At 35.6% G+C, this 25,949-nt stretch carries 24 protein-coding genes; 14 read left to right on the plus strand and 10 right to left on the minus strand.

The features are described 5' to 3' along the window. Positions 1-8 precede the first annotated feature (8 nt). From rpe to lysA, 5 genes are all read left to right on the plus strand, one after another. A complete protein-coding gene (gene rpe, locus VL047_RS06285) occupies positions 9-680 on the plus strand; it encodes a ribulose-phosphate 3-epimerase (protein WP_325359245.1) in 672 nt (223 codons plus the stop codon). Between the two features lie 205 nt (positions 681-885). After that, the gene (gene serC, locus VL047_RS06290) at positions 886-1,953 is read left to right on the plus strand and encodes a 3-phosphoserine/phosphohydroxythreonine transaminase (protein WP_325359246.1); all 1,068 of its coding nucleotides are present in this window, start codon (positions 886-888) and stop codon (positions 1,951-1,953) included. A gap of 20 nt (positions 1,954-1,973) precedes the next feature. Continuing rightward, positions 1,974-2,924, plus strand: coding sequence for a D-2-hydroxyacid dehydrogenase (locus tag VL047_RS06295; protein WP_325359247.1), 951 nt, complete (start codon positions 1,974-1,976; stop codon positions 2,922-2,924). Between the two features lie 133 nt (positions 2,925-3,057). Then, on the plus strand, positions 3,058-4,371 hold the full coding sequence (locus VL047_RS06300; RefSeq protein WP_325359248.1) for an aspartate kinase: 1,314 nt from the start codon (positions 3,058-3,060) through the stop codon (positions 4,369-4,371). 15 nt (positions 4,372-4,386) lie between these two features. Further along, positions 4,387-5,559, plus strand: a complete 1,173-nt coding sequence (lysA, locus tag VL047_RS06305) for a diaminopimelate decarboxylase (RefSeq protein WP_325359249.1) — start codon at positions 4,387-4,389, stop codon at positions 5,557-5,559. A gap of 33 nt (positions 5,560-5,592) precedes the next feature. Here lysA and rnhA read toward each other — a convergent pair whose 3' ends face one another. Next, positions 5,593-6,060: a ribonuclease HI gene (rnhA, locus tag VL047_RS06310; RefSeq protein ID WP_325359250.1), complete on the minus strand. Its 468-nt coding sequence runs from the start codon at positions 6,058-6,060 to the stop codon at positions 5,593-5,595. 110 nt (positions 6,061-6,170) lie between these two features. Here rnhA and VL047_RS06315 point away from each other — a divergent pair, with 110 nt between their 5' ends. Continuing rightward, positions 6,171-6,743, plus strand: coding sequence for a DUF6580 family putative transport protein (locus tag VL047_RS06315; RefSeq protein WP_325359251.1), 573 nt, complete (start codon positions 6,171-6,173; stop codon positions 6,741-6,743). Positions 6,744-7,323: 580 nt separating this feature from the next. Here VL047_RS06315 and VL047_RS06320 read toward each other — a convergent pair. From VL047_RS06320 to recQ, 4 genes are all read right to left on the minus strand, one after another. Then, on the minus strand, positions 7,324-7,518 hold the full coding sequence (locus tag VL047_RS06320; RefSeq protein WP_325359252.1) for a hypothetical protein: 195 nt from the start codon (positions 7,516-7,518) through the stop codon (positions 7,324-7,326). Between the two features lie 54 nt (positions 7,519-7,572). Next, complete coding sequence (gene gdhA / locus VL047_RS06325; RefSeq protein ID WP_325359253.1) at positions 7,573-8,916, minus strand: NADP-specific glutamate dehydrogenase; 1,344 nt, start codon at positions 8,914-8,916, stop codon at positions 7,573-7,575. Between the two features lie 298 nt (positions 8,917-9,214). Further along, a complete protein-coding gene (kdsA, locus tag VL047_RS06330) occupies positions 9,215-10,030 on the minus strand; it encodes a 3-deoxy-8-phosphooctulonate synthase (protein ID WP_325359254.1) in 816 nt (271 codons plus the stop codon). Between the two features lie 27 nt (positions 10,031-10,057). After that, the gene (recQ, locus tag VL047_RS06335; protein ID WP_325359255.1) at positions 10,058-12,247 is read right to left on the minus strand and encodes a DNA helicase RecQ; all 2,190 of its coding nucleotides are present in this window, start codon (positions 12,245-12,247) and stop codon (positions 10,058-10,060) included. A gap of 93 nt (positions 12,248-12,340) precedes the next feature. Between recQ and VL047_RS06340 the strand changes: the two genes are divergently transcribed. Continuing rightward, the gene (locus VL047_RS06340) at positions 12,341-13,306 is read left to right on the plus strand and encodes a KpsF/GutQ family sugar-phosphate isomerase (protein ID WP_325359256.1); all 966 of its coding nucleotides are present in this window, start codon (positions 12,341-12,343) and stop codon (positions 13,304-13,306) included. Between the two features lie 60 nt (positions 13,307-13,366). Then, positions 13,367-14,449, plus strand: coding sequence for a mannose-1-phosphate guanylyltransferase (locus VL047_RS06345; RefSeq protein WP_325359257.1), 1,083 nt, complete (start codon positions 13,367-13,369; stop codon positions 14,447-14,449). Between the two features lie 3 nt (positions 14,450-14,452). Here the strand turns inward: VL047_RS06345 and rlmB are convergent, their stop codons facing one another. Next, positions 14,453-15,220 (minus strand): 23S rRNA (guanosine(2251)-2'-O)-methyltransferase RlmB, encoded by a 768-nt coding sequence (rlmB, locus tag VL047_RS06350; protein ID WP_325359258.1) that lies wholly within the window; start codon positions 15,218-15,220, stop codon positions 14,453-14,455. A 333-nt stretch (positions 15,221-15,553) separates the two neighbouring features. Between rlmB and dnaB the strand changes: the two genes are divergently transcribed. After that, positions 15,554-17,113, plus strand: a complete 1,560-nt coding sequence (dnaB, locus tag VL047_RS06355; protein ID WP_325359259.1) for a replicative DNA helicase — start codon at positions 15,554-15,556, stop codon at positions 17,111-17,113. On the opposite strand, the gene VL047_RS06360 is transcribed toward dnaB, so the two are convergent. Further along, positions 17,114-17,455, minus strand: a complete 342-nt coding sequence (locus VL047_RS06360) for a tetratricopeptide repeat protein (protein ID WP_325359260.1) — start codon at positions 17,453-17,455, stop codon at positions 17,114-17,116. It lies immediately after the preceding gene. Positions 17,456-17,515: 60 nt separating this feature from the next. Here VL047_RS06360 and VL047_RS06365 point away from each other — a divergent pair, with 60 nt between their 5' ends. From VL047_RS06365 to VL047_RS06380, 4 genes are all read left to right on the plus strand, one after another. Continuing rightward, positions 17,516-18,253, plus strand: coding sequence for an electron transfer flavoprotein subunit beta/FixA family protein (locus tag VL047_RS06365; protein WP_325359261.1), 738 nt, complete (start codon positions 17,516-17,518; stop codon positions 18,251-18,253). Positions 18,254-18,290: 37 nt separating this feature from the next. Beyond that, complete coding sequence (locus tag VL047_RS06370; RefSeq protein WP_325359262.1) at positions 18,291-19,262, plus strand: electron transfer flavoprotein subunit alpha/FixB family protein; 972 nt, start codon at positions 18,291-18,293, stop codon at positions 19,260-19,262. Positions 19,263-19,339: 77 nt separating this feature from the next. Continuing rightward, positions 19,340-19,945 carry a bifunctional nuclease family protein gene (locus VL047_RS06375; RefSeq protein ID WP_325359263.1) on the plus strand — a complete coding sequence of 202 codons (606 nt, stop codon included), beginning with the start codon at positions 19,340-19,342 and terminating at the stop codon, positions 19,943-19,945. 62 nt (positions 19,946-20,007) lie between these two features. Next, positions 20,008-20,562, plus strand: a complete 555-nt coding sequence (locus VL047_RS06380) for a NifU family protein (protein ID WP_325359264.1) — start codon at positions 20,008-20,010, stop codon at positions 20,560-20,562. A gap of 33 nt (positions 20,563-20,595) precedes the next feature. Here VL047_RS06380 and VL047_RS06385 read toward each other — a convergent pair whose 3' ends face one another. Then, positions 20,596-21,774, minus strand: a complete 1,179-nt coding sequence (locus VL047_RS06385) for a prolipoprotein diacylglyceryl transferase (RefSeq protein ID WP_325359265.1) — start codon at positions 21,772-21,774, stop codon at positions 20,596-20,598. Between the two features lie 109 nt (positions 21,775-21,883). Between VL047_RS06385 and VL047_RS06390 the strand changes: the two genes are divergently transcribed. Further along, the gene (locus VL047_RS06390) at positions 21,884-22,102 is read left to right on the plus strand and encodes a hypothetical protein (RefSeq protein ID WP_325359266.1); all 219 of its coding nucleotides are present in this window, start codon (positions 21,884-21,886) and stop codon (positions 22,100-22,102) included. A 42-nt stretch (positions 22,103-22,144) separates the two neighbouring features. On the opposite strand, the gene VL047_RS06395 is transcribed toward VL047_RS06390, so the two are convergent. Next, complete coding sequence (locus VL047_RS06395; protein WP_325359267.1) at positions 22,145-23,431, minus strand: citrate synthase; 1,287 nt, start codon at positions 23,429-23,431, stop codon at positions 22,145-22,147. Positions 23,432-23,688: 257 nt separating this feature from the next. Beyond that, positions 23,689-25,920, minus strand: a complete 2,232-nt coding sequence (locus VL047_RS06400) for a Tex family protein (protein ID WP_325359268.1) — start codon at positions 25,918-25,920, stop codon at positions 23,689-23,691. Positions 25,921-25,949 lie beyond the last annotated feature (29 nt).

Genomic DNA, 25,949 nt, shown 5'->3' on the forward strand with positions numbered 1-25,949 from the left:
ATATTAATATGAAACATTTAATCTCTCCTTCTATTTTATCAGCAGATTTTGCTAATCTAAAAGATGATGTCGATATGATTAATCGCAGCAATGCTGATTGGTTCCATGTCGATATTATGGATGGAGTATTTGTTCCGAATATATCATTTGGCTTCCCTGTTTTATCGGCTATTAACCGGTATGCAATGAAGCCTCTTGATGTTCATTTAATGATTGTTGAACCAGATAGATACCTTCAGCAATTTAGAGATTATGGTGCTCATAATATCACCGTTCATTTCGAAGCTTGTACTCATTTGCATCGTACAATTCAAGCCATCAAGGATGTTGGTTGTAAAGCTGGTGTTGCTCTTAATCCGCATACCCCGGTTGCTATGTTGAGTGAGGTGATTGAAGATTTGGATCTTGTTTTAATAATGTCTGTAAATCCGGGCTTTGGTGGACAACAGTTCATTGAGAATACCTATCAGAAGATTCGTCAATTGAAGGCATTGGCAGCTGGCAAGAATGACAGTTTGCTTATTGAAGTAGATGGCGGTATTAATTTAGGGAACGCAGGTGAACTTCTTAGAGCTGGAACAGATGTTTTGGTTGCAGGAAATGCTATATTTTCAGCGAAGGATCCAGAAGATGCAATTGATGAATTGAAAAACATCTCAGTGTCAAATATTCGAATATAAATTGTTTTACATAACGTAATTTGAAAACGGAGGAGATTATCCTCCGTTTTTTTTTATATTCTATATTAAATCCTTTGATAAATTAGATATTTTGTATTTATCTATTTATATTTTAGTTTATTTCATAAAATTATGTTAATAATAATGATAAAATGAAAATTAATATTTAATTTTATCGCGATATTTAACTTAAATTTTACAACGAATGAAACATAATTTTGGTGCTGGACCATGTATTTTGCCTCAAGAGGTTTTTAAACAAGCTTCTGAAGCAGTAATTAACTTTAATGATACTGGCTTATCTATTTTAGAAATTTCACATCGCTCCAAAGAATTTGAGGCAGTAGTGGCCGAAACAGAATCTTTGATTCGTGATTTGCTTTCGGTACCGCAAGATTATTCTATTTTGCTATTACAAGGCGGTGCTCGTCAGCAATTTGCAATGGCTCCTATGAATTTATTAAAAGAAGGTGGAAAAAGTGCTTACCTTGATACAGGTAGTTGGGCTAGTTATGCAATAAAAGAAGCAAGAAATTTTGGATCGGTAGAGGTAGTTGCTTCAGGTAAAGACAATAATTATACAATTATTCCGAAGGAATATTCTATTCCGGTTGACGCGGATTATTTCCACTATACATCTAACAATACTATTTTTGGAACGGAACTTTTTGAGGTTCCTAATTCGCCTGTTCCTATTGTTTGTGATATGTCTTCTGACATCATGAGCCGTAAGATAGATGTTTCAAAATTTGGTTTGATATACGCAGGTGCTCAAAAAAATGTTGGACCGGCTGGGCTAACAATTGCTATTGTTAAAAATGATCTGCTTGGAAAGACCGGAAGAACCATTCCTTCTATATTCGATTATCAATCGCATATTAATGCAAAATCAATGTATAATACACCTCCTGTATTCTCGATCTATGTTGCTATGCTAAATCTTAGGTGGTTACGAGCAAAAGGTGGAATAGAAGAGATTGAAAGAGAGAATATTGTTAAATCTCGCACTTTATATGATGAAATCGAACGTAATCCGTTGTTTAGAGGCCCTGCAGCAATAGAAGATCGTTCAAGAATGAACGTTGCGTTTGTGATGGAAAATCCTCAATTGGAAAGTGAGTTTTTAGCGTTTGCGCAAAAGAGAGATTTGGTTGCTTTAAAAGGACATAGAAGTGTAGGTGGATTTAGAGCATCTTTATATAATGCATTGCCAATATCAAGTGTTCATTTGTTGGTTGATGTAATGCAGGAATTTGAAGAAAATAATAGATAATAAAAAAATAGAATTTAGAAATGAGAATACTGGCTAATGATGGAATAGATGATCGTGGTAAATTGTTACTTGAAGATGCAGGTTTTCAGGTAGATACTACTCATATTCCACAAGACGAATTAATAGAGAAATTACCTCAATATGATGTTATAACTGTACGTAGCGCAACAAAAGTTCGTAAAGAACTAATTGACGCTTGTCCGAATTTAAAGATCATTGCAAGGGGAGGGGTAGGAATGGACAATATTGATGTTCAATACGCTCGTGATAAAGGAATTGCTGTAATTAATACGCCAGCTGCATCGTCAATATCTGTGGCTGAATTAGTTTTTGCTCACTTATTTAATGGGGTACGCTTTTTATATGACTCTCAAAGAAAAATGCCTGTTGAAGGTCAGACTAACTTTGCAGGATTAAAAAAGGCTTATGCTAAAGGTGTGGAATTGCGTGGAAAGACATTAGGAGTTATAGGTTATGGTCGTATCGGGCATGAGACGGCTAAAATGGGATTGAGTTTAGGGATGAATGTAATAGTAGCAGATACTTTTCCGGTTAATACTGAAGTTTCTTTAACATTCTTTGATGGACAATCTGTAAAATTCAATGTTAAACAGGTTCCTTTGGATGAATTATTGCAAAATGCAGATTTTATAAGTCTTCATGTTCCTTTCTTAGGTAAGCCATTGATTGGTGCTGAAGAATTCTCGAAGATGAAAAACGGAGTTGGTATCGTGAATGCTTCAAGAGGTGGAATTATTGATGAAACTGCCTTATTAGATAGCTTAGATTCTGGTAAAGTTGCTTTCGCAGGTTTGGATGTGTTCGAAAATGAACCTCAACCAAATAATTTGCTATTAACGAATGCTAAAATATCTTTATCTCCACACATTGGTGCAGCTACAAACGAAGCTCAACAGCGTGTAGGAGAGGAGCTTGCAAGTTTGATTATTGCCAAACTGGCGGGTTCATAAATTAACAATATTCATAAAATTATAATTGTTCAGGTTATTTAATTAAGAAAGTTCTATATTAAATAACCTGAACTTGGTAAAATGGCTTGTCTTAATAAGCTTCATATAAGCTGGCCTTTAATATTTATATCCAATGAGAATCCTAAAATTCGGGGGAACATCCTTAGCGACTGCCGAAAGAATGAAAGCACTATATCAGATTGCAAAATCAGATAATAGACAAATCATCGTTTTATCAGCCGTTTCAGGTACTACAAATGCTTTAGTTGAAATCAGTTCAGCCTTTCAGCAAGATAAAAAGGAAGTTGCTGACTCAATAATAAAAGAATTGAGATCAAAGTATGATGCTTTTATTCAGGAATTATTTACAACGAAGGAAGGGTTGGAGAATGGAAAGGAATTAATTGACTATCATTTTAAGCTTATAAATTCTTTTTCGGGACAACAATCTACCCACATTGAGGAGAAGGTTATTCTTGCCCAGGGTGAATTACTATCTACTACTTTATTTTATTTCTATTTAACAGAAATAGGTGTTAAATCACGCCTATTACCTGCGCTTGATTTTATGAAAATAGATGAAGATAATGAACCTGATATTGATTTTATTAGGGAGAATCTTCAAGAATTGCTGGATAAAGATGAAGAGTGTCAGTTGTTCATTACGCAAGGTTTCATTTGTAGAAATTCATTCGGAGAGATAGATAACTTACGTAGAGGGGGAAGTGATTATACTGCATCTTTAATCGGTGCGGCAATTCAAGCTGATGAAGTTCAAATCTGGACTGACATCGATGGTATGCATAATAATGATCCTCGAGTTGTTAATGGAACGAAGCCCATTGAACATATTAGCTTTAACGAGGCTGCAGAGTTAGCCTATTTTGGAGCAAAAATTTTACATCCTCAAAGTGTTTTTCCAGCACAGCGTTATAATGTTCCTGTAAAGATTTTAGATACATTGGATCCATCGGCACCAGGAACTACAATTAGTGCTGAAGGTACTATAAAAGGTGGAGTACGAGCTATTGCAGCTAAAGATGGAATTACTGCTATTAATATCCATTCTTCAAGGATGTTGTTAGCTTACGGATTTTTACGTAGAGTTTTTGAGATTTTCGAACGCTACAAAACACCGATTGACATGATTACAACGTCAGAGGTGGCTATCTCATTAACAATAGATGAAACCAAACACCTGGAAGATATTAAAAAGGAACTAGAGGATTTCGGTGAGGTAGAACTTGATTATGATCAAACGATTATATGTGTAGTAGGCGATTTTAGTTCAAGTACACACGGTTATACTTCACGAGTTTTGGATGCAGTAAAACATTTGCCTGTTCGAATGATATCATATGGAGGAAGTGAATATAATATATCTCTTCTTGTAAATACAGCAGATAAAGTTGAAGCGCTCAAATCATTGCATAATCGTTTATTTTAAGGTATAGTATCAGGTATGTTTAACGATCATTTAGTAAAGGAATTTCAGAATAAAGAAACTCCGTTTTATTATTACAATATATCTTTATTAGAAGATACTCTTCAAACTGCTAAGAAGGAAGCCGATAAACATGGATTTCATGTTCACTATGCGTTAAAAGCTAATTTTAATGATAGGGTATTGAAATCAATATGTGATGTTGGTTTTGGAGCTGACTGTGTAAGTGGTAATGAGGTTTTAAAAGCTGTTGAAATTGGATTTGATGCGAGCAAAATTGTTTTTGCTGGCGTAGGTAAATCAGATAAAGAAATTATAGCAGCTCTTGATAATGATATCTTTGCTTTTAATGTTGAGTCTATTCAGGAATTAGGAGTAATAAATGAATTAGCACAAGCTAGAGGTAAGAAAGCTCGTATTGCATTGCGGATTAATCCAAACGTTGATGCACAAACGCATCATTACATAACTACCGGCTTAGAGGAAAATAAATTCGGTATAAAGATTTGGGAGTTAGATTCTTGTATTAAAGAACTAAAGGCCTTAAATAATATAGAACTGATTGGAATTCATTTCCACGTTGGTTCTCAAATTACAGATCTCAATGTTTTCAAAAGTTTGTGTGTTAAAATTAACGAATTAAACACTTGGTTTGAGGAGCGGGATTATTATTTAAAGGTATTGAATGTAGGAGGGGGGCTTGGTGTTGATTATCATAACCCTGATCAAAATAGCATTTCAGACTTTGAAGCATATTTTAATATTTTTGATCAGTTTTTAGATCGAAGAAAAGATCAGGAAGTTCACTTTGAATTGGGTAGAGCACTTGTAGCACAATGTGGAAGTTTAATTAGCAGAGTTCTATATGTGAAGACCGGCTTAAAGAAGAATTTCTTAATCCTGGATGCAGGAATGACTGAACTAATGCGTCCGGCATTATATCAAGCTTATCATAAGATAGAAAAGTTAGAAATTAAAGATTCACAAACCAACGAATCTGTGACTGCTAACTATGATATTGTTGGACCTATCTGTGAAAGTACAGACTGTTTTGCCAAAGAAGTTGTTTTACCTGAAACAAGCAGGAATGATTTAATGGCTATCCGTACGGCTGGTGCCTATGGAGAGGTAATGGCTTCCCGCTATAATTTACGTGAAGAGATTCGCTATGTTTATAGTGATGAAATATAAAATTCGATAATTATAATGGAGCAAACGAGCTTGTTATAAGAGCTTGCTTTGCTCCATTTCAAAAACAGTATCTACTTTCCAATTCAATTGGTCTTTAGATGCCTGTACTGCTAATTCATCACAACGTTCATTTTCTAAATGTCCGGCATGACCTTTAACCCAAGTAAAGCTTACCTGATGTTGTTTATATATGGCATAGAATCTTAACCATAGATCTTTATTCTTTTTCCCCGCGAATCCCTTTTTTATCCACCCATACAACCATTTCTTTTCCACAGCATCAATTATATACTTTGAATCCGAGTAAATCATTATTTGTTGATTCGGAATTTTAATAGATTCCAGAGCAACAATTACTGCTAAAAGCTCCATGCGATTATTGGTAGTTTTTCTAAAACCTTCTGAAATTTCCTTATAGTGTTGTCCTTTCCTTAAAATTGCGCCATAACCACCAGGTCCCGGATTTCCACTTGAAGCTCCATCAGTAAAAATTTCTATCATGAAGCAAAGATAATAGATAAGCTCTTAAAGAATGCCTTTATTAATAGACTTTAAATTCACCCTAATTTATATTTTTGTTATCTTTACGCATAAAAAAATAAAATACAATTATGTCGCTCGAGAAAATTAATATTAGAACTTGGATTATCTTATTTATCATCATTGGTTTTGCAGCTTTGCGTGGATTGAGTCCTGATAGGTTTGGAGAACTAGCTAATTTCACCCCGGTTGGAGCAATTGCTCTTTTTGGAGGTGCTTATATCAAGAATAAATATCAGGCATTTCTTCTTCCTTTATTGATTCTATTAGTTTCTGATGCTTTTATTAACTATGGTTATTTCGGAGAGTTCACGCTTCTTTACGAAGGGATTTTTTGGGTATATTTAAGTTTCGCCTTAATTGTTCTATTGGGCAGAACCATTCAACGTGTAAAACCAACCAGTATTCTTTTATCAGCGTTTGCAACTGTTCTTATACATTGGGTAGTAACAGATATTGGTGTATGGATAAACAATCCGGTATATGCGCAAAGTCCAGCAGGCTTTTTAGAATGCCTTGTAATGGCAATACCATTTGAGAAAAACTTTCTTGCAGGTACTCTATTATATAGTGCTGCCATGTTTGGAGGCTTCGAATTGTTGAAATCTTATTTTCCAAAACTATCGTTGGTGCGTACAGTATAAATAGTCTGAAAAGATATTAGCAGATTCTGTAAATAGTATTATAATATTTTAGAGCTGATCCTTCCTTAGGATCAGCTCTTTTTTTTATGTCCATAGTCTGGGAACGACTCCTTATAATCATCCCTTCATTGTTGACAATCTTAGTGCTTTGAATCATGGAATTCATATTGTTATGTGTTTCTTAAGCCAAGTGATTTTCTTTATCAAATTACGGATTGATAATATCCAAACTTCATTTCAAACAAACGTTATTAATGGAAGGTAGGTAGATCTATGCGAGCATTGCTGTAAGCTTAACATGCATTTCGAACAAGCTGAGAGTATTCATAATAGTGGGGAGTCTCTACATTGAACTGAGGAAGTTGTTATAAATTTGGTGAATAAGCGTACCAAATTAAATTCTGTTAGAATTATATTTAATTGTTAACCAAGATGTTATAATATTTAAATGAACTTATACGTTATGTATGACATTATATGTATTAAAAAAATAAACCCTCAAACAGAATATTGTTCTGATTGAGGGTTTATGTACATAGTTATCAATGAATTATGATAACTTATCTCTAGTTATTGTTAACTAAAACTCATGTCTATTATAGGTGTCTTTAAAAGACGTCATCATGGCCTTAAAATGAGATAAGACGTTATTGATAAAGGTTTCATCGATCAGTTGAAATACACCATTTACTCCATCTGTTACATCCAATTCAGGGATCTTGTAAGATTGTTCAAGACTCCCTTGTTCTATCTTTATTATGAATTTCTGATTCATTGAAAAGATAGTTATTTTACAATCAGGGTGAGGTAGTTCTGCAATGGTTCTCATTTATACAATTCCTTGAGCGCACATTGCTTTTGCGACTTTTATAAATCCACCAATATTAGCGCCTTTTAAATAGTTTATCTTACCCGACTCTTCTTTACCGTAATGAGTACATGTATCATGGATATCATGCATAATATGTTTTAATTTGGCATCTACTTTCTCTTCAGTCCAGCATTGTCCAATTCGATTTTGTGACATTTCTAAACCAGATACTGCTACACCACCTGCGTTTGCTGCTTTTCCAGGTGCATAAGAAATACCTGATTTTAATATTAATTTAACAGCTGCCATAGTGCAAGGCATATTTGCGCCTTCAGCAATACAGAAACATCCGTTCTTAATTAGGAAATCAGCATCTTCAGCATCCAATTCGTTCTGAGTAGCGCAGGGTAGGGCAATGTCACATGGATAAATCCAAGGGGTTTTGCCTGGTGTAAAAGTTGAATCGTATAAATCTGTATACTCTTTAAAATCTCTTGAACCTTTATTTTTTAACTTTGTAATAAAATGAATTTTATCAATCGTAAAACCATCTTTGTCGTAAAGTACACCGTCGCTGTTAGATACAGTAATAACCTTTGCACCTAAATTAACAGCTTTGATTGCTGCATATTGAGCGACGTTGCCACTACCAGAGATTGTGATAACTTTACCTTTAATAGAGATGTTTCTCTCGTAAAGCATTTGTTCTACAAAATACAGTAAGCCATAACCTGTAGCTTCAGGTCTAATTAAACTACCGCCCCAACCTGGTCCTTTCCCGGTCAAAATTCCAGTAAATTCATTTCTGATTCGCTTGTATTGTCCAAAAAGATATCCGATCTCTCTTTCTCCAACTCCAATATCTCCAGCTGGGACATCAAGGTTAGAACCAATATGGCGGCTCAATTCTGTCATAAAGCTTTGGCAGAATCGCATAATTTCTTTGTTGGATTTATTTCTTGGATCAAAATCAGAACCACCTTTACCGCCACCGAGTGGAAGTCCGGTTAAGCTGTTCTTAAAAACCTGCTCAAATGCCAGAAACTTTAATATGCTTAAGTTAACTGTAGAAGAAAAACGCAAACCGCCTTTATATGGACCAATTGCACTGTTCATCTGAACCCTAAATCCTCGATTGATTTGAATATCTCCATTATCATCTTCCCAGCAAACTCTGAAACTGATCACACGCTCTGGCTCCATTATGCGTTCTAAAATCTTTTCATCCAGAAAAGCAGGGTTATATTCTTCCATATATGGAATTATATCTTCGGCTACCTCAGTTACAGCCTGAATAAATTCCGGTTGATTAGGATTTCTTTCTTTGAGAAGTTTTATGAAAGACTTAAATTTTGGGGACATATTATTATAGTTATTTTTTGATTTTTATTTTTGTCAACAATAATAATTATAATATGCGTATTATTCAAATTTCGGGATATATTATTCGTATTATTTCAAATATGTATAGAAAAAATTGTGTAATTGGAATTTTAAGCTACGGTTATGTATAAATCGATACCTTATTTGTGTTTATAATACATATTATGTTAAATAAAAACATGATGATTATAACAAAGCAATGATTGTCATTCTCTATTGGTATGTAATTAAGTTTATACCAATTGAGTATATATTGCTTTTATTGGAATATGAAATCTTAAAGTATTGCTGATCTTATGCGAACAAGCTTCACAATCAAGCCCTCTAAGAGATCTAATTGCAGCATATTGGCTCCATCAGATTTTGCCATCGACGGTTCCGGATGTGTTTCAATAAATATTCCATCTGCCCCAACTGCTATGGCTGCTTTTGCGATCGTTTCTATAAGTTGAGGTTTTCCTCCAGTAACTCCGCTCATTTGGTTTGGTTGCTGCAATGAATGAGTACAATCCATTACTACCGGGACATCGAATGTTTGCATCTGAGGAATGGAACGGAAATCAACTATAAGATCTTGATAGCCAAATGTATTTCCTCTGTCGGTTAAAATAATTTGATTATTCCCCGACTCTTTAACCTTATCTACTGCAAAACGCATAGAATCAGCAGATAAGAATTGACCTTTCTTAATATTCACTACTTTGCCTGTTTCAGCAGCAGCGATTAATAAATTGGTTTGTCGGCATAAAAATGCCGGAATTTGTAGAACGTCTACAAATTCTGCAGCAATATTTGCTTCATGGCTTTCATGAATATCTGTTACGGTTGGAATATTAAAAGTTTCGCCAACCTTTCTTAGTATTTTTAATGCTTTTTCATCTCCAATGCCTGAAAATGAATCTATCCTAGAGCGATTTGCTTTGCGATAAGATCCTTTAAATATATATGGGATATTGTATTTATCTGTAATTTGAATAATTCTTTCTGCAATACGTAAGGCCATTTCTTCACCTTCTATTGCGCAAGGCCCTGCCATTAAAAAGAAATTACTTGAGTCTGAATTCTTAATACCTGATAAAGGATTTATTTTCATTTTTTAGTTTTTATTATATTTTTGGACTTAATTTCCCAGCTCAGACATAAATTTAATACGCATCAGTTTTATTTCTTCGAATGAATAATCATCATTTCCCAGCTCATCCAATGCAGCCTCAATGGAATCAGAATCTGCTTCTTTAAAATAGTCAAATATCTCGTTTTGACGATCTTCATCGAGTACCTCATCTATAAAATAGTTGAGGTTTAATCGTGTTCCTGAATTCACAATAGATTCTACTTCTTTCAGAATCTCCTCATATGTTATACCCTTTGCAGAAGCAATATCATCTAAACCGATTTTTCTATCAATATTTTGAATGATCGATACTTTTAATGCTGATTTATTGGCTGTACTCTTTATTATTAAGTCGACCGGGCGATCAATTTCATTCTCTTCAACATAGTTCTTAATCAAAGAAACAAATTGAGTCCCGAATTTTAATGCTTTACCTGCCCCTACTCCTTGAATTTGTTTCAATTCATCAATTGAGACAGGATAATGTATGCACATTTCTTCCAAAGAAGGATCTTGAAAAATAACAAATGGAGGTAAACCCTTTTGTTTGGCTATTTTTTTTCTTAAATCTTTTAGCATTTTAAGAAGAACTGCATCTACAGCATTTCCTCCTTCGATTGTATTACCTTCACCGGTATTCGAAGCTTTCTCCATTGTTCTGTTAAGGATAAACTTAATAGAGTATGGATTTTTCAAATATGATTTCCCTTTTTCCGTTAGCTGTAGCAGACCATAATTCTCAATGTCTTTTGAAAGAAAGTTTTCGAGTACAGCTTGTCTAAAGAACGATTTCCAATAGGAAATTCCTTCGTTCTTTCCATAGCCAAAGAAAGGATGCTCATCGTGTTTATATGAAGAGATCGGTTGGTTGTTTTGCCCCATCATTACATTGGTAATATGATGGTCATCAAATTTATCTCCCTGCTCTTGTATAAATTGTAATACCTTTAATAGAGAGTCTTCTGCTTCAAAATATGTTTTTTCAGCATTACAATTATCACACATGCAATCGCATCCTGTTGCGTCAAAATCCTCTCCAAAATAATGTAAAATTTGCTTTCTTCTACATACTGCAGATTCAGAATAATCGATCACTTCTTTTAGGATTTGAGTACCAATCTCACGCTCTGCGACAGGCTTATCTTTCATAAATTTGGTAAGCTTTTCAACATCTTTTTCAGAGTAAAAAGCTAAGCAAACCCCTTCCCCACCATCTCTTCCTGCTCTTCCTGTTTCCTGATAATACCCTTCCATACTTTTGGGTATATCATGGTGAATTACGTATCGAACATCAGGCTTGTCAATACCCATACCGAAAGCGATGGTCGCAACAATAACATCAGCACCCTCCATTAAGAATAAATCCTGTGTTTCTGCCCTCGTTTTTGCATCCAGTCCAGCATGATATGGATAAGCTCTGATTCCATTGATTTTTAGAATTTCAGCAATCTCCTCCACTTTTTTTCGGCTCAGGCAGTAAATTATACCTGATTTCCCTGCATTGTTTTTTATAAATCGAACGATTTCTTTGACAACATCAATCTTCGGCTGTACTTTATAGTATAAATTTGGGCGATTAAAAGAAGATTTAAACAGTTTAGCATCTACCATGTTCAGATTCTTACGAATATCAGATTGAACCTTTGGAGTAGCTGTTGCGGTAAGTGCGATAATTGGAATATTATCGCCTATATTATTAATTACTTGTCTTATTTTACGGTATTCAGGGCGAAAATCATGGCCCCATTCAGAAATACAATGTGCTTCATCAACTGCTACAAAAGAAACAGTTATATAGCGCAAAAATTCAATGTTCTCAGCTTTGGATAGCGATTCAGGTGCAACATACAGTAATTTTGTTTTACCATCTATTACATCCTTTTTTACTTGAGCTATTTCTGTTTTATTAAGTGACGAATTTAAGAAATGAGCGATACTTTCAGAACCTCCAAATGCGCGTAACTGATCGACCTGGTTTTTCATTAAAGCTATAAGAGGAGAAATTACAATTGCTGTGCCTTCACTCATCAGTGCTGGTAACTGATAACAGATTGATTTACCGCCCCCCGTAGGCATAATAACAAAAGTATCTCTCTTTTGCAGAATATTAGTTATGATTGCCTCTTGCTCCCCTTTAAAAGTATCAAAACCAAAAAATATTTGCAGATTATCGAATAATGATTTTTCTATTTGCATTGTTGTTCTCAAGGAAATATCTAAATATGTACATTAGATTACTCAAAATAACATATTTTTGTGTGAATTCTGTACTAAATATAAAAAAAAATTGTGAAAACTAATTCGGAAATAAAAAACATTGCTATTCATGCATTAAAAACCGAAGCAGAAGCTGTTCTAAAACTAACCGAATACATTAATGATGACTTCGTTAAGGTGGTCATTGAAATTTTAAAGATCAAAGGTAGGGTTATTATTACAGGAATTGGGAAAAGTGCTATTATAGCTCAAAAAATTGTTGCTACCATGAACTCCACCGGAACACCTGCAATCTTTATGCATGCTGCAGATGCCATACACGGTGATTTAGGTATGTTGCAATCTGATGATTTAGTTATTGCTATGTCTAAGAGCGGAAACTCACCCGAAATAAAAGTTATTATTCCCTTATTAAAACAGTCTGGTAACAAATTAATCGCAATGGTAGGCGACTTAAACTCATACCTTGCCAAACAAGCAGATTTTATATTAAACACCGCAATAGAAAAGGAAGCCTGTCCCCTCAATCTTGCTCCAACTACCAGTACAACAGCTCAATTAGCGATGGGCGATGCATTGGCCATATCATTATTGGAGTGTAGATCTTTTAGTAATACAGATTTCGCAAGATATCATCCTGGAGGATCCCTTGGAAAACAGTTATATCTGAAAGTTGGTGATTTAGCATCTCAGAATGAAAAACCCAGTGTGTTAATTAACGACTCTATTAAGAAAGTTATAGTAGAAATAACAAAAAATCGCCTGGGTGCTGCTGCTGTTTTAGAGAATAACAATATTGTCGGAATTATTACAGACGGAGATATTCGTAGAATGATCGAAAATCATGAAGATATTGCTAACTTAACTGCAAAAGATATAATGGGAACAAATCCTATTAAAATCCAGAAGGATGAACTTGCTGTAAATGCGCTGGTTCTGTTACGAAAGAACCATATCACTCAAGTAATTGTTACAGAAGGCAACCTATATGCTGGTATCGTTCACCTTCACGATTTACTTAAAGAGGGAATTATCTAATCAAAAGCTTACATTTGATTTGGAAACATTTTTATTGTCCTTACTCATTAAATAGATTCAATGAAAAATAACTTTGTGGTTATCATGGCTGGCGGAATCGGAAGTCGTTTCTGGCCTGTTAGCAAATCTTTATATCCTAAACAATTTTTAGATTTATTTGGTACCGGAAAATCTCTAATACAATCAACCTATCAGCGATTCAGTGAAATAGTCCCTACTGAAAATATATTTATAATTACCCACGAATCTCATTTAGAAATATTAAAAGAACAACTTCCGTTAGTTTCTGATAATCAGATATTAGCAGAACCAATCATGCGTAATACAGCTCCCTGTATTACCTATGCCTGCCATAAAATTAAATCAATCAATCCCGAAGCTGTCATCGTTGTATCACCCTCAGATCATTTAATTTTAGATGAAAAAAACTTTGAAGAATCAATAGTAAAAGCACTCAATACGGCAACAGAAGAAGATCGGTTGATTACATTGGGTATCAGACCATCCAGACCCGATACAGGTTATGGTTATATACAGTATCTTGATGGAAAGGCTAAGGAGGAATTCAAGAAAGTGAAAACTTTTACCGAAAAACCTAATTTAGAACTTGCAAAAACTTTCATACAGAGTGGAGACTTTTTATGGAATTCAGGTATATTTATTTGGTCTGCAAACTCTATCATAAAAGCACTGGGCAAGTATGTTTATGAGTTAAATGAGATATTCTCTGAAGGAGAAAGATACCTCAATTCTGATACAGAAAAACAGTTTATTGCCTTAGCATATCAACGCTGCCCTAATATTTCTATTGACTTTGCAGTCATGGAAAAAGCGGATAATGTATATGTTTTACCGGTTACTTTCGGATGGTCCGATTTAGGAACATGGGGATCTCTTTATGATTTGGCCGACAAAGACTTTTCCGGCAATCTTTCCATACCTTCCAAAAATGTAATGTTCTATGATTCAAAGAACTGTATGGTAAGTGTAAAGGAAGAAAAACTCGTTGTATTGCAGGGAGTTGATAATTTAATTATTGCAGAATCAGATAATGTTTTATTAATAATTCCGAGAGATCAGGAACATAACCTCAAGCAGATTCTTACCGATGTTAAATTAAAGCACGGAAGTAAATACCTGTAAAATCTACTTTTTAGTTCTTTGGCGGATTGCTTCATAAACAACTACTCCAGTAGAAACAGACACGTTTAATGAAGCTATTTCGCCAAAGAGCGGTATTTTAGCTAGGTGTTCTGATATTCGAATTAAATCATCTGAAATACCTCTCTCCTCAGATCCTAAAATTAAAACACTTGGTAAGGTATAATCCGGTTTGTAAATAGTTTCATCCGTTTTTTCTGTACATGAAATTAACTGTAAGCCAGATTCCTGTAAAAATTTAGCTGTTTTGTAAAGACTATCAACTCTACATACCGGTATTTTGAATAAGGCACCTGCAGATGTTTTTATGGCGTCAGGATTTATCTCTGCCGATCCTTTTTGAGGGACTACTATTGCATTTACACCTGCACACTCTGCAGTTCTTGCTATAGCTCCAAAATTACGAATATCGGTTACTCCATCTAACATCAGAATCAAAGGAACCTCTCCCCTTTCATAGACAAGAGGAATAATATCTTCGATGTTTTGATACGTTATCGGAGATATAATGGCAACAACTCCTTGGTGGTTCTTCCGTGTAAGCCTATTAAGCTTCTCAATCGGTACCTGTTGATAAGAGATATTACGTTCTCTGATCAATGTTTTTAATTCAATAAGTAATCCGCCATTTAAACCACGCTGAATAAATAAAGACTCTAACTCTTTACCACTTTCAATTGCTTCAATGACTGCTCGGATACCAAAAATGAATTGATTGGTCTCTCTTTTTATAGGTCTGGAAAAATCTTGCATAAATTTTGTTTTCGCTACGAAGTTACTGCATTAATTATAGGTGAACAATATTTCATTGTAATTTAAATAAAACGCAATTTAATAAACAGTCTTAAACTTATTAACATTCAAAATAAAGCTTTCAAAATAAGCTGATTGAGTACAATGTTAACATTTTATTAACAGTGAATGTTAATTACTTCCTCTATTTTCAAATGTTAAAATGCAAGATAACATCTCTGCAAAAATTAAGTGTTCATAAATGAAATAGCCAGATCGAATAAAAATTAGATATCTTTGTTTTTATAGAAAATCAATACGTTTTAGAGCATAAACCTAGTTATTTAGATATCAATGAGTACTAATGAATTTACCCCTTCATCAAACAGATTTAACAAACCTGCTTTTATTGACCGCAAATCAAAGTACTCACAGTTAACTGGCGGATTAGGTAAATTGCCTCCTCAAGCGTTGGATTTGGAAGAAGCAGTTCTTGGTGCTTTAATGCTTGAAAAAGATGCGCTTTCGGTTGTTATTGATATCTTAAAAGTAGAAACCTTTTATAGCGACGCTCATAGCAAGATATTTGAAGCCATAACCAATCTCTTTCAGAAGTCGTCACCTGTAGATATATTAACGGTAACAGCTGAACTTCGTAAAATGGGTTCCTTAGAACTAGTTGGTGGAGCTTATTATCTTACACAATTAACTGACCGGGTAGTATCTGCTGCAAATATTGAATACCATGCACGAATAATATCGCAAAAATATATTCAAAGAGAGCTAATTCAGATCTCCTCCGAGATTATCACAAAAGCTTACGATGAAACCTCCGATATATTCGATTTATTGGATAGCGCAGAAAAAAGCTTATTTGATATTGCTCAGAATAATCTACGTCGTGATACTCAGAAAATTGATGATATTATGCGTAATGCGGTAGATGCTTTAGAAAAGCTTCGCGACCGTAAGGATTCTTTGACGGGTGTTCCTTCCGGCTTTACAGCATTAGATCGAATTACTTCGGGTTGGCAACCTTCCGATCTAATTATTATCGCAGCGAGACCTGCCATGGGTAAAACAGCTTTTGTGTTAACCTGTGCTAGGAATGCGGCAGTGCAATATGATAAACCAGTTGCTGTTTTCTCCTTAGAGATGTCTTCCGTTCAGTTGGTAAATCGTCTGATTTCAGGTGAAACAGAGATAGAGCAAGAAAAGCTAAGAAAAGGTAATTTAGCCGATCATGAATGGACTCAATTGCACTCACGTATTGGTAAGTTAACAGAAGCCCCATTATTAATAGACGATACACCTGCGTTAAACGTATTTGAGTTTCGCGCAAAATGTAGAAGGCTTAAGGCACAATTTGACATCCAGATGGTGATTGTCGATTATCTTCAATTAATGCACGGAAAAGTCGATGGAAAAGGTGGAAACCGTGAACAAGAAATTGGTAGTATTTCACGAGCTTTAAAATCAGTTGCTAAAGAATTAAATATACCTGTAATTGCACTTTCTCAATTAAGCAGAGCTGTAGAAAGTCGGCCAGGAAATAGTAAACGACCTATGCTTTCAGATTTACGTGAATCAGGATCTATTGAGCAAGATGCGGATATGGTTCTATTCCTTTACAGACCAGAGTATTATGGTCTTACAGAGGATGAAAGCGGTAATAGCACCGCTGGTGTTGGAGAGGTAATTATTGCTAAGCATAGAAATGGTGAAATTGCAACAGTTCCACTCAAATTTGTCGGTAAGTACGTTAAGTTTACTGATATCGATGATGATTTTGGAACACCTGCCAGTTCCTTCTCAGCAGGAATGGCTCCTTCTCAAGAATTTAATAGTCCGGGAATCATTACACGTTCTTCCAGAATGAATGATATGAATAGTGATGAACCTTTGCCTTTCTAATTAATACTCATCATCATCCATATCCAATCCCAAGGCCATTCTATGAACTCCTTGTAGCTCTGCAAATGCATGCATATTCTTTGTCTCTTTGGCTATATTCATCCCCTTTTCATAAATTGCAATAGCCTCTTCCTTTCTATCTAACAATTCTAATAGTTTCCCCATATGATAATAGGTTCCAATATAGTCGGGGTTATTTAAAACCAGGTCCTGATAATACTTTAAAGCCAGGTCATATTGCTTCAATTTTACATTCTCTGTAGCAATTGCATATCTTATAAATGGATCGGTTGAACCACCGTTTAAAAAGTTCATTAATTGTTCTAAACGTTCTTTGCTCATTGTTCAGTCGTAGTTTTTTTTGTTAGATTTGTAAAAAAAGGAATTTTAAAAAATAACTAAATGAAAATATTAGTATGTATTAGCAGTGTTCCTGATACAACCACAAAAATAACCTTTACAAACGATAATACCGAAATGAATTCGGCAGGTGTTCAATTTATTGTAAATCCTTACGATGAAATAGCTTTAGCTAGAGCTATTGAACTAAGTGAAGGTGGAAAAGGAACAGTAACTGTGATAAATGTTGGGGAGTCTGAGACAGAACCGACTATTAGAAAGGCCCTGGCTACAGGCGCAGATGATGCAGTACGCATTAATGCGAAACCTAGAGATGCTTGGTTTGTAGCCAATCAAATTGCAAATTACGCCAAAGAAAATAACTTTGATTTAATATTAACAGGAAGAGAGTCAATCGACTATAATGGAACACAGGTTGCAGGTTTTGTTGGCGAACTAATGAATATACCTTCTGTATCCATCGCTAAGAAAATCGAACTTCAAGATCAAGTTGCTTTGGTTGACCGTGAGGTTGAAGGCGGAAAAGAAGTGCTAAGTATTTCTCTGCCATGTATAGTTGGTGTAGCCGAAGGTGTTGCAGAATCGCGCATTCCAAATATGCGGGGCATTATGTCTGCAAGAACTAAACCTTTACAGGTTCTTGAGGCTCTGGATGTAGCTGAACTTTCAAGTATCGTTAAATTTGAAACCCCACAGCCCAGAGGTGAAGTAACGTTAATAGCAGCTAATGAAACTGAAAAGTTGGTAGAGTTGTTGCACAGTAAATCACATGTTATATAGGCTTTATTAAGCATATATACGTAAATCAAAGAAGAAAATGTCTGTATTAGTATATGTAGAAAATACCGCTGGTGAATTTAAAAAATCTGTATTTGAAGTGGTTTCTTATGCCAAAGCAATTGCAGGTTTATTAAATACTGAATTAACTGCTATCTCTATTGGATCTGTTGATCCATCCAATCTGAATCTTTTGGGTCAATATGGTGCCTCAAAAATATTAAACGTTAGCTCTGAACAGTTAAAATCATTTATTAGTCACTCTTACGCATCCGTTATTGCTTCTGCAGCAAAGGATGAAAACTCTTCCGTTGTTATTCTTTCAAACTCTTTCAGTGGTAAAGGCCTGGCTCCTCGTGTTGCAGCTAAATTAGAGGCTGCCTTTGCACCGGGCGCAATAGCTCTTCCTGAAATAAGTGGCAACAATCTCATTGTTAAGAGAGTCGCCTTTTCAAGTAAAGCATTCGCTTTTACTGAATTAAAAGCAAGCAATAAGGTGATATCACTTACGCCAAATTCATTTGAACTGCAAGAGGATAAGGTTCAACCAGTGATTGTTGATTTTAATCCAGAATTAACTACGGATTTAAATACCATTATCAAAGATATTGTACGAACAACAGATAAAGTGCCTCTTGCCGATGCTGAGATTGTCGTATCAGGTGGCCGAGGCCTAAAAGGCCCTGAAAACTGGGGGTTGATAGAAGAGCTTGCCGACGTATTAGGAGCCGCTACAGCCTGTTCTAAACCAGTTTCTGATTCAGGCTGGAGGCCACATGAAGAGCATGTTGGTCAAACAGGTATATCTGTGCAGCCAAATTTGTATATTGCAATTGGTATATCTGGTGCCATTCAACACCTTGCGGGTGTTAGTGCATCGAAGACTATTGTTGTTATAAATAAAGATCCTGAAGCTCCTTTCTTTAAAGTGGCTGACTATGGAATTGTGGGTGATGCATTTGAGGTTATTCCTCAATTGATTGCGGCAATAAAATCGTATAAGGCGGGATAATATTATAAAGGAGTCTTCGGTAAATATGCTTTAATATAAATAATATTTATCGAAGATTTTTTTATTGTAAAGATTATATGGATAAAATCAAATTAGAGATTATTGGCTTATCGTATAGCCAAACCCAATCAGGTGCATATGCATTAGTTTTGGGAGAAGTGAATGGACGCAGAAGATTACCGATTATTATCGGCGGGTTTGAGGCTCAAGCTATTGCGATTGAGATTGAGAAAATGACGCCTAGCAGACCGCTAACCCATGATTTATTTAAATCATTTGCGGATACTTTTGATATTACAATCGATGAAGTATTAATATATAATCTTGTTGATGGCATTTTCTTTGCCAAGCTAATTTGTAATGATGATGGTAGAATAGTGGAGATCGATGCGCGTACATCAGATGCCATTGCCATCGCCGTTCGGTTTAATTGTCCTATCTACACATACGAATTTATTTTATCATCTGCAGGCATTATAATTGAAGGAAATGACTTTGCCTTTCTTGAAAATATGGATTCAGACCCAAAGGACCTTGGATCCAAAGATAAAGAGAGCCCTATTTCTTTTTCTACACTTTCCGATGAGGAATTAAAGGAAAAACTTAATAAAGCATTGGAAGATGAAGCCTATGAAAAGGCTGCTAAAATTCGTGATGAGATCTCGAGAAGAAAGTCTTCCTGACTTGTAGCTGACGATGCCTCGTGTTTTTTTCGTATTTTTGCATCTGATTCTATTTATAAATTATGGCTAATATTAAAGTATATACCGAAGAAACTCCCAATCCTGCTACTCGCAAATTCTTAGTAAATAAATTATTAATGAATGGTAGCTTGGATTTCCCTACTCAGGAGTCTGCACAAGTATCACCCTTTGCTAGTGAATTATATAAATTCAACTTTGTTGATGGTGTTTTCTTTGCTAGTAATTTTGTAACCGTTACAAAATCGGCTGATAGCGCTTGGGAAGATATTGAAGAAATTGTTAAAGAGTTTGTAAAAGGAGCAGTAGAGTCTGACCTAAAGGTTCAGGAGGTCGTTACCGATACGAATGTGAGCTTTGAGGGCACAGAGACTGAAATTAAAATTCAACAAATTCTTCATGATTATGTTAGACCTGCCGTTGAGCAAGATGGTGGTGCTATTCATTTCTTAAATTATAACGAAGGTACTGTTACTGTTGAACTACGTGGTTCATGCAGCGGCTGCCCTTCCTCTCTTATTACCTTGAAAGCAGGTATTGAAGGTTTATTGAAAAGAATGGTTCCTGAAGTTCAGGAAGTAGTTGCCGACTCGCTTTAATCAAGCTCTCTATTTAATCAGAGCTTTTACTTATTAATTATACTCCGGAGCCGTTGTCTCCGGATTTTTTTTAGCGTAACTTATACTCCAGAATATACCAGCTATACCTGCCAGAACCATGATTACTGAAATCATTTCTGCCTGAGTAAAGCTTAATCCAAAAGCATGATATTTTGAATTCACACGGATAAGCTCAATTGTAAAACGCTCCAATCCGCTAAAGATCAGGTAGATGGCAAACAGCATGCCTGCATACCTGATTTTCTTTCTTAAGAACCAAAGAATACCGAATAAGGCTAAGCACGCAACAAATTCGTATAAAGATGTTGGGTATACTCCTGTAGGTAATATATGGCAAAATCTACCTGTACATCCATCGATAGTAATACCAGCATCAATTACATTATGAGGAAATCTAAAAGACCATGCCCAGTCAGGAAGCCATGATAACAGGCTAGGTTTAGCGCTGGTGTTTTCAATTCCCCAGTCACCATCACCTGCCATATGACAACCCATCCTTCCTACTCCATACGCTAACATCATTCCGAGTGCTCCAACATCCAGCATATGGGCAGGTTTAATACCATGCTTATTTGTAACGTATAAAACTGCTGCACCACCACATATCAATCCACCGTAAAAAGTTAAACCACTAAATGAGAATATGCCTTCTATAGGATTAGCCATAAATTCATCCCAGTATTCCAGATTATGAAAAATCTTTGCTCCTAATAATCCAAAAACCGCTGCCCAAACCAAGGCATTCCCCATCAGCTCATAAGGATGAACAGTCTCCGTAACCTTTTTAGGTTTAACAAGTTGAGTTTTTTTCTTATCTTTCCATATCCAGTAAACAAATAAAGCGCCTAATACAAGCCCTCCTACTATATTTCCATCGCTAGAGAGTATGAAACCTTGTGGATCTTGAACGAGTTTTTGATAATTAAAAATCGCGTGGACAATCTTAAAGCCTAATAAAAATCCTAAGATACCATTCAATACTAGTTCAGTATTAGTAGCAGGCTCTCCCTCAATGCGTGTTCGTTGAAATGGCTTTATCAAACCTTCCTTTTCTTTCCGTTTAAGCTCTTTTACAAACATACTATATCCACAGGCAAATGCAATTGCAACGAACAAACCGAAAGTCTGAATAGGCAGAGGAACAAAGATTCCTGTAAGGTATTCTATGAGGTGTGATAGGGTTGGAAACATAAGGATAAAGATATAGTTTTTAATGTTAAGCAGAAAAGAGTAAAGATGATTTAACGCATTTTAAAAACATTTTTATAATGATTCTGTTAATATTTTTAATCAATCAAACATGCTTATGAAAACTTTTGGAATTATTCTTACTATTTTGGGTATTGTCATGCTCATATGGACTGGCTTTAGCTATACCAAACAAGAAAAGGTGGTAGATATTGGCCCGTTGGAAGTGAATGCTGATAAAGAAAAACAAGTTAATTGGCCATCTTATACCGGTGGTATTTTACTTGTAGCAGGAGTAGTCCTGATATTAACCGATAAAAAGAGAGCTTAATCCATAAAACAGCCCCGTTGATATTCAACGGGGCTGTTTTTATTATCGTTTTGCTAAATCAACATATTTTCTTTCTGGTTCACCCACATATATCTGACGTGGACGGCCGATTGGTTCTTTGTTATTACGCATTTCACGCCATTGAGCAATCCATCCCGGAAGTCGGCCTAATGCAAATAAAACAGTAAACATATCTGTTGGAAAGCCTAAGGCTCTGTAGATAATTCCTGAATAGAAATCAACATTTGGATAAAGCTTTCTCTCTATAAAGTAAGAGTCATTAAGTGCTGCTTCTTCAAGTTTCTTGGCAATTTCAAGAACCGGATCGTTAATCCCTAATTTATCCAATACTTCATCACATGCTTTTTTGATAATTTTTGCCCGTGGATCGAAATTTTTATACACCCGGTGGCCAAAACCCATTAAGCGGAAAGAATCGTTTTTATCTTTAGCTTTTGCTATCCACTTATCGCAATCTCCCCCATCTTCCCTAATTTTTTCAAGCATTTCAATAACAGCCTGATTAGCTCCTCCATGAAGCGGGCCCCATAAAGCAGATATTCCCGCAGAAATAGATGCAAACAAGTTTGCCTGTGATGATCCTACAATGCGAACTGTAGAGGTTGAGCAATTCTGCTCATGGTCTGCATGAAGAATCAATAAGGTATTCATGGCAGAGACCATTACCGGATCAATTTCAGTACTTTCAGTTCTTTGACCAAAGACCATGTTTAAAAAGTTGGTTACGTAATCCAGGTCATTAGAAGGATAGATTAGCGGATGGCCTAACGATTTTTTATAAATCCAGGAAACAATGGTCGGCATTTTTGCTAATAGTTGAATAACTGTTAGGTTTTCCTCCTCTTCTGTGGCATTTGCATTCAAAGATTCTGGATAAAAAGCAGATAGTGCCCCTACTAAAGCAGACAATAGACCCATTGGATGCGACTTTGATGGAAAACCATCAAAGAACTTTTTCATGTCTTCATGAATCAGTGTATGCCTTCTAACTGTCATTCGGAAAGTTTCCAACTCGTCTCCGGTTGGCAGTGTCCCGTAAATCAGTAGATAAGCAACTTCGACAAAAGTTGATTTCGAAGCTAATTCTTCAATAGCATATCCACGATAACGAAGAATACCCTTTTCACCGTCTAGAAATGTAATGGCGCTTTTGGTAGCACCTGTGTTTTTAAATCCAGGATCAAGAGTGATATAGCCTGCTTCATCACGGAGTTTTGAAATATCAATCCCTTTCTCATTCTCTGTTCCGGTAACTACAGGTAATTCTAAGTTATTTTCCCCAATTTTTAAAGAAATAGTTTCAGACATATTTAAATTCGGTTTTATACAAAAGTAATTAATTAGGTTAAAATTTATTATGCACGCATAAAATATAAATTCTAATCTGCTATAAATATTATATTGATGTTAAGATATTACTTACCAACGAATATTGTGGTCAGAACGTCTAAAAGTAGCAAAATTTAAATAAAAGACACCAATTATATTTAATTTTTATTCAGAAATTACAACTGAATTACCAAATTAACTCGTTTTATATTTTGTAGCCTTATATAAAATAAAGATTATTTAAATTTTTCCTTTAAAGCAGCCAACTTTGCCTGCATATCCAGCTGACTATCATTATTTGAACGTTTTTTAATTTTCAAAGGCTTCTTTTTTCGAATGGGTGCCGGTTCATTTCTCATGGATAAAGCAATTCTTTTACGAGCGATATCTACGCTTGTAACCCGCACCTCTACTTGCTGATTTACCTTTAAGACCTCGTTCGGATCTTTTACATATCGATTGGAAAGTTGGCTCAGGTGTACCAATCCATCTTGATGGACGCCGATGTCTACAAAAGCACCGAAATTCGTAATATTCGTAACCAATCCCGGTAAAACCATTCCTTCCTTCAAATCATCGATACCGTTTACTCCTTCTGCGAAAACAAAAGCTTCAAATTGATCCCGCGGGTCTCTCCCTGGCTTTGCCAACTCCGAAAAAATATCATTCAATGTCGGTAAACCTACTGTATCATTCACATAGTCTTGAAGTTTGATACTCTTTCTGAGCTTATCATCCTTTAATAGGTCAGAAACCGTGCTTTTAGAATCTTTTGCTATTTTTTCAACCAATGAATAGCGTTCAGGATGCACTGCACTGGCATCCAAGGGGTTTTCTGCATCCGTAATTCTAAGAAAGCCGGCAGCCTGTTCAAAAGCCTTTCCACCCAATCGAGGAACCTTTTTTAAATCCTCACGTGATTTGAAAGGGCCATTGTCATTTCTGTATGAAATGATGTTATTGGCTAAAGCAGGCCCTAAGCCTGAAACATAAGCTAGGATTTGCCTGGAAGCTGTGTTTAGTGAAACCCCCACGGCATTTACGCAGCTACTGACCGTTTCATCCAACGAAGTTTGTAATTTACTTTGATCAACATCGTGTTGATATTGACCCACACCTATTGATTTAGGATCTATTTTAACCAACTCAGCTAAAGGATCCATCAATCTTCTGCCAATTGATATAGCTCCTCTAACGGTGATGTCATAGTCAGGAAATTCCTCTCGAGCAACAGGAGATGCCGAATAAATTGAAGCTCCATTTTCATTAACCATCACTACAATGATTGAAGATGGAACAATACTCCGAATAAATGTTTCCGTTTCCCTGCCTGCAGTCCCATTACCAATAGCAATAGCCTGAATTGAAAATTTACCAATCAAATCGGTAACAATCTTTTCTGCCTCTTTTAATTTCCCTTGCCCTGTATGGGGGTATATAACACTATTATCAAGGAGTTTACCTTGTTCATCTAAACAAACAATTTTACAACCGGTACGAAAACCCGGATCTATCGCCATTAATCTTTTCTGACCTAGCGGAGCAGCCAGCAGCAATTGACGTGCGTTTTCAGTAAATACGCGTATGGCTTCATCATCGGCTTTCTGACGTGTTAATACTCGTATCTCTGTTTCAATAGAAGGTTTAATTAGTCGCTTGTAGCTATCTTGTGTGGCAAGTGCTATTTGTTTAGAGCTAACGTTATTTCCTTTCTTAAACTCTTTATTTAGTATGTCAATTGCATCCTCTTCATTAACAATTAATTCTAATTTTAATAAACCTTCTTTTTCACCACGGCGCATAGCCAGCAATCGATGCGAAGCAACGGTCTTAACCGCTTCCTTCCAGTCGAAATAGTCTTTATATTTTTGAGCGCTTTCTTCTTTTTCAGAAATTAACGTGGATTTGAATTCTCCTTTTTCATAAAAAAGCTCCCGAACCTTGGAGCGAATTGATGCATTTTCAGAAAAAAGCTCTGCCAAAATATCTCGTGCACCTTGCAAGGCATCTTCAGCAGACGCAACTTCTTTTTCTGCATCAATAAATTGGCTTGCAATCTGTACAACATCACCTTCTTCCTGTAGAAGAAGCACATCTGCCAATGGCTGCAATCCCTTCTCTCTTGCTACACTTGCCTTAGTTTTCCTTTTTGGCTTATAAGGTAGGTAAATGTCCTCCAATACACTAAGCGTTTCCGCTTCATTAAGCATCTTTATTAACTCAGGAGTCAGTTTCTGTTGTTCTTCAATAGATTTAAAGATGGCTTCCCTCCTTTTTTCAAGCTCCTGTAATTGCTTTAATAAATCTCGGATACTTGTTATTTGAACCTCATCGAGACCATTGGTCATTTCCTTTCGGTAACGTGCAATAAAAGGGATGGTTGCTCCTTCTTCAAGTAAAGAAATAGTGCTTTTTACTTGATTACCTGCCAAAGCAAGCTCTTGAGAAATTTTAGATTCGTAATTCATAAATTAAAAAAAGGGAATGAAGTCTTAAT

Source organism: Albibacterium sp. (genome assembly GCF_035514885.1).
GTDB lineage: Bacteria > Bacteroidota > Bacteroidia > Sphingobacteriales > Sphingobacteriaceae > Albibacterium.

Bases quoted from the DNA above. Each gene is read 5' to 3' on its own strand.
- rpe (WP_325359245.1), top strand. From the start codon at position 9: ATGAAACATTTAATCTCTCCTTCTATTTTATCAGCAGATTTTGCTAAT.
- serC (WP_325359246.1), top strand. From the start codon at position 886: ATGAAACATAATTTTGGTGCTGGACCATGTATTTTGCCTCAAGAGGTT.
- VL047_RS06295 (WP_325359247.1), top strand. From the start codon at position 1,974: ATGAGAATACTGGCTAATGATGGAATAGATGATCGTGGTAAATTGTTA.
- VL047_RS06300 (WP_325359248.1), top strand. From the start codon at position 3,058: ATGAGAATCCTAAAATTCGGGGGAACATCCTTAGCGACTGCCGAAAGA.
- lysA (WP_325359249.1), top strand. From the start codon at position 4,387: ATGTTTAACGATCATTTAGTAAAGGAATTTCAGAATAAAGAAACTCCG.
- rnhA (WP_325359250.1), bottom strand. From the start codon at position 6,060: ATGATAGAAATTTTTACTGATGGAGCTTCAAGTGGAAATCCGGGACCT.
- VL047_RS06315 (WP_325359251.1), top strand. From the start codon at position 6,171: ATGTCGCTCGAGAAAATTAATATTAGAACTTGGATTATCTTATTTATC.
- VL047_RS06320 (WP_325359252.1), bottom strand. From the start codon at position 7,518: ATGAATCAGAAATTCATAATAAAGATAGAACAAGGGAGTCTTGAACAA.
- gdhA (WP_325359253.1), bottom strand. From the start codon at position 8,916: ATGTCCCCAAAATTTAAGTCTTTCATAAAACTTCTCAAAGAAAGAAAT.
- kdsA (WP_325359254.1), bottom strand. From the start codon at position 10,030: ATGAAAATAAATCCTTTATCAGGTATTAAGAATTCAGACTCAAGTAAT.
- recQ (WP_325359255.1), bottom strand. From the start codon at position 12,247: ATGCAAATAGAAAAATCATTATTCGATAATCTGCAAATATTTTTTGGT.
- VL047_RS06345 (WP_325359257.1), top strand. From the start codon at position 13,367: ATGAAAAATAACTTTGTGGTTATCATGGCTGGCGGAATCGGAAGTCGT.
- rlmB (WP_325359258.1), bottom strand. From the start codon at position 15,220: ATGCAAGATTTTTCCAGACCTATAAAAAGAGAGACCAATCAATTCATT.
- dnaB (WP_325359259.1), top strand. From the start codon at position 15,554: ATGAGTACTAATGAATTTACCCCTTCATCAAACAGATTTAACAAACCT.
- VL047_RS06360 (WP_325359260.1), bottom strand. From the start codon at position 17,455: ATGAGCAAAGAACGTTTAGAACAATTAATGAACTTTTTAAACGGTGGT.
- VL047_RS06365 (WP_325359261.1), top strand. From the start codon at position 17,516: ATGAAAATATTAGTATGTATTAGCAGTGTTCCTGATACAACCACAAAA.
- VL047_RS06370 (WP_325359262.1), top strand. From the start codon at position 18,291: ATGTCTGTATTAGTATATGTAGAAAATACCGCTGGTGAATTTAAAAAA.
- VL047_RS06375 (WP_325359263.1), top strand. From the start codon at position 19,340: ATGGATAAAATCAAATTAGAGATTATTGGCTTATCGTATAGCCAAACC.
- VL047_RS06380 (WP_325359264.1), top strand. From the start codon at position 20,008: ATGGCTAATATTAAAGTATATACCGAAGAAACTCCCAATCCTGCTACT.
- VL047_RS06385 (WP_325359265.1), bottom strand. From the start codon at position 21,774: ATGTTTCCAACCCTATCACACCTCATAGAATACCTTACAGGAATCTTT.
- VL047_RS06390 (WP_325359266.1), top strand. From the start codon at position 21,884: ATGCTTATGAAAACTTTTGGAATTATTCTTACTATTTTGGGTATTGTC.
- VL047_RS06395 (WP_325359267.1), bottom strand. From the start codon at position 23,431: ATGTCTGAAACTATTTCTTTAAAAATTGGGGAAAATAACTTAGAATTA.
- VL047_RS06400 (WP_325359268.1), bottom strand. From the start codon at position 25,920: ATGAATTACGAATCTAAAATTTCTCAAGAGCTTGCTTTGGCAGGTAAT.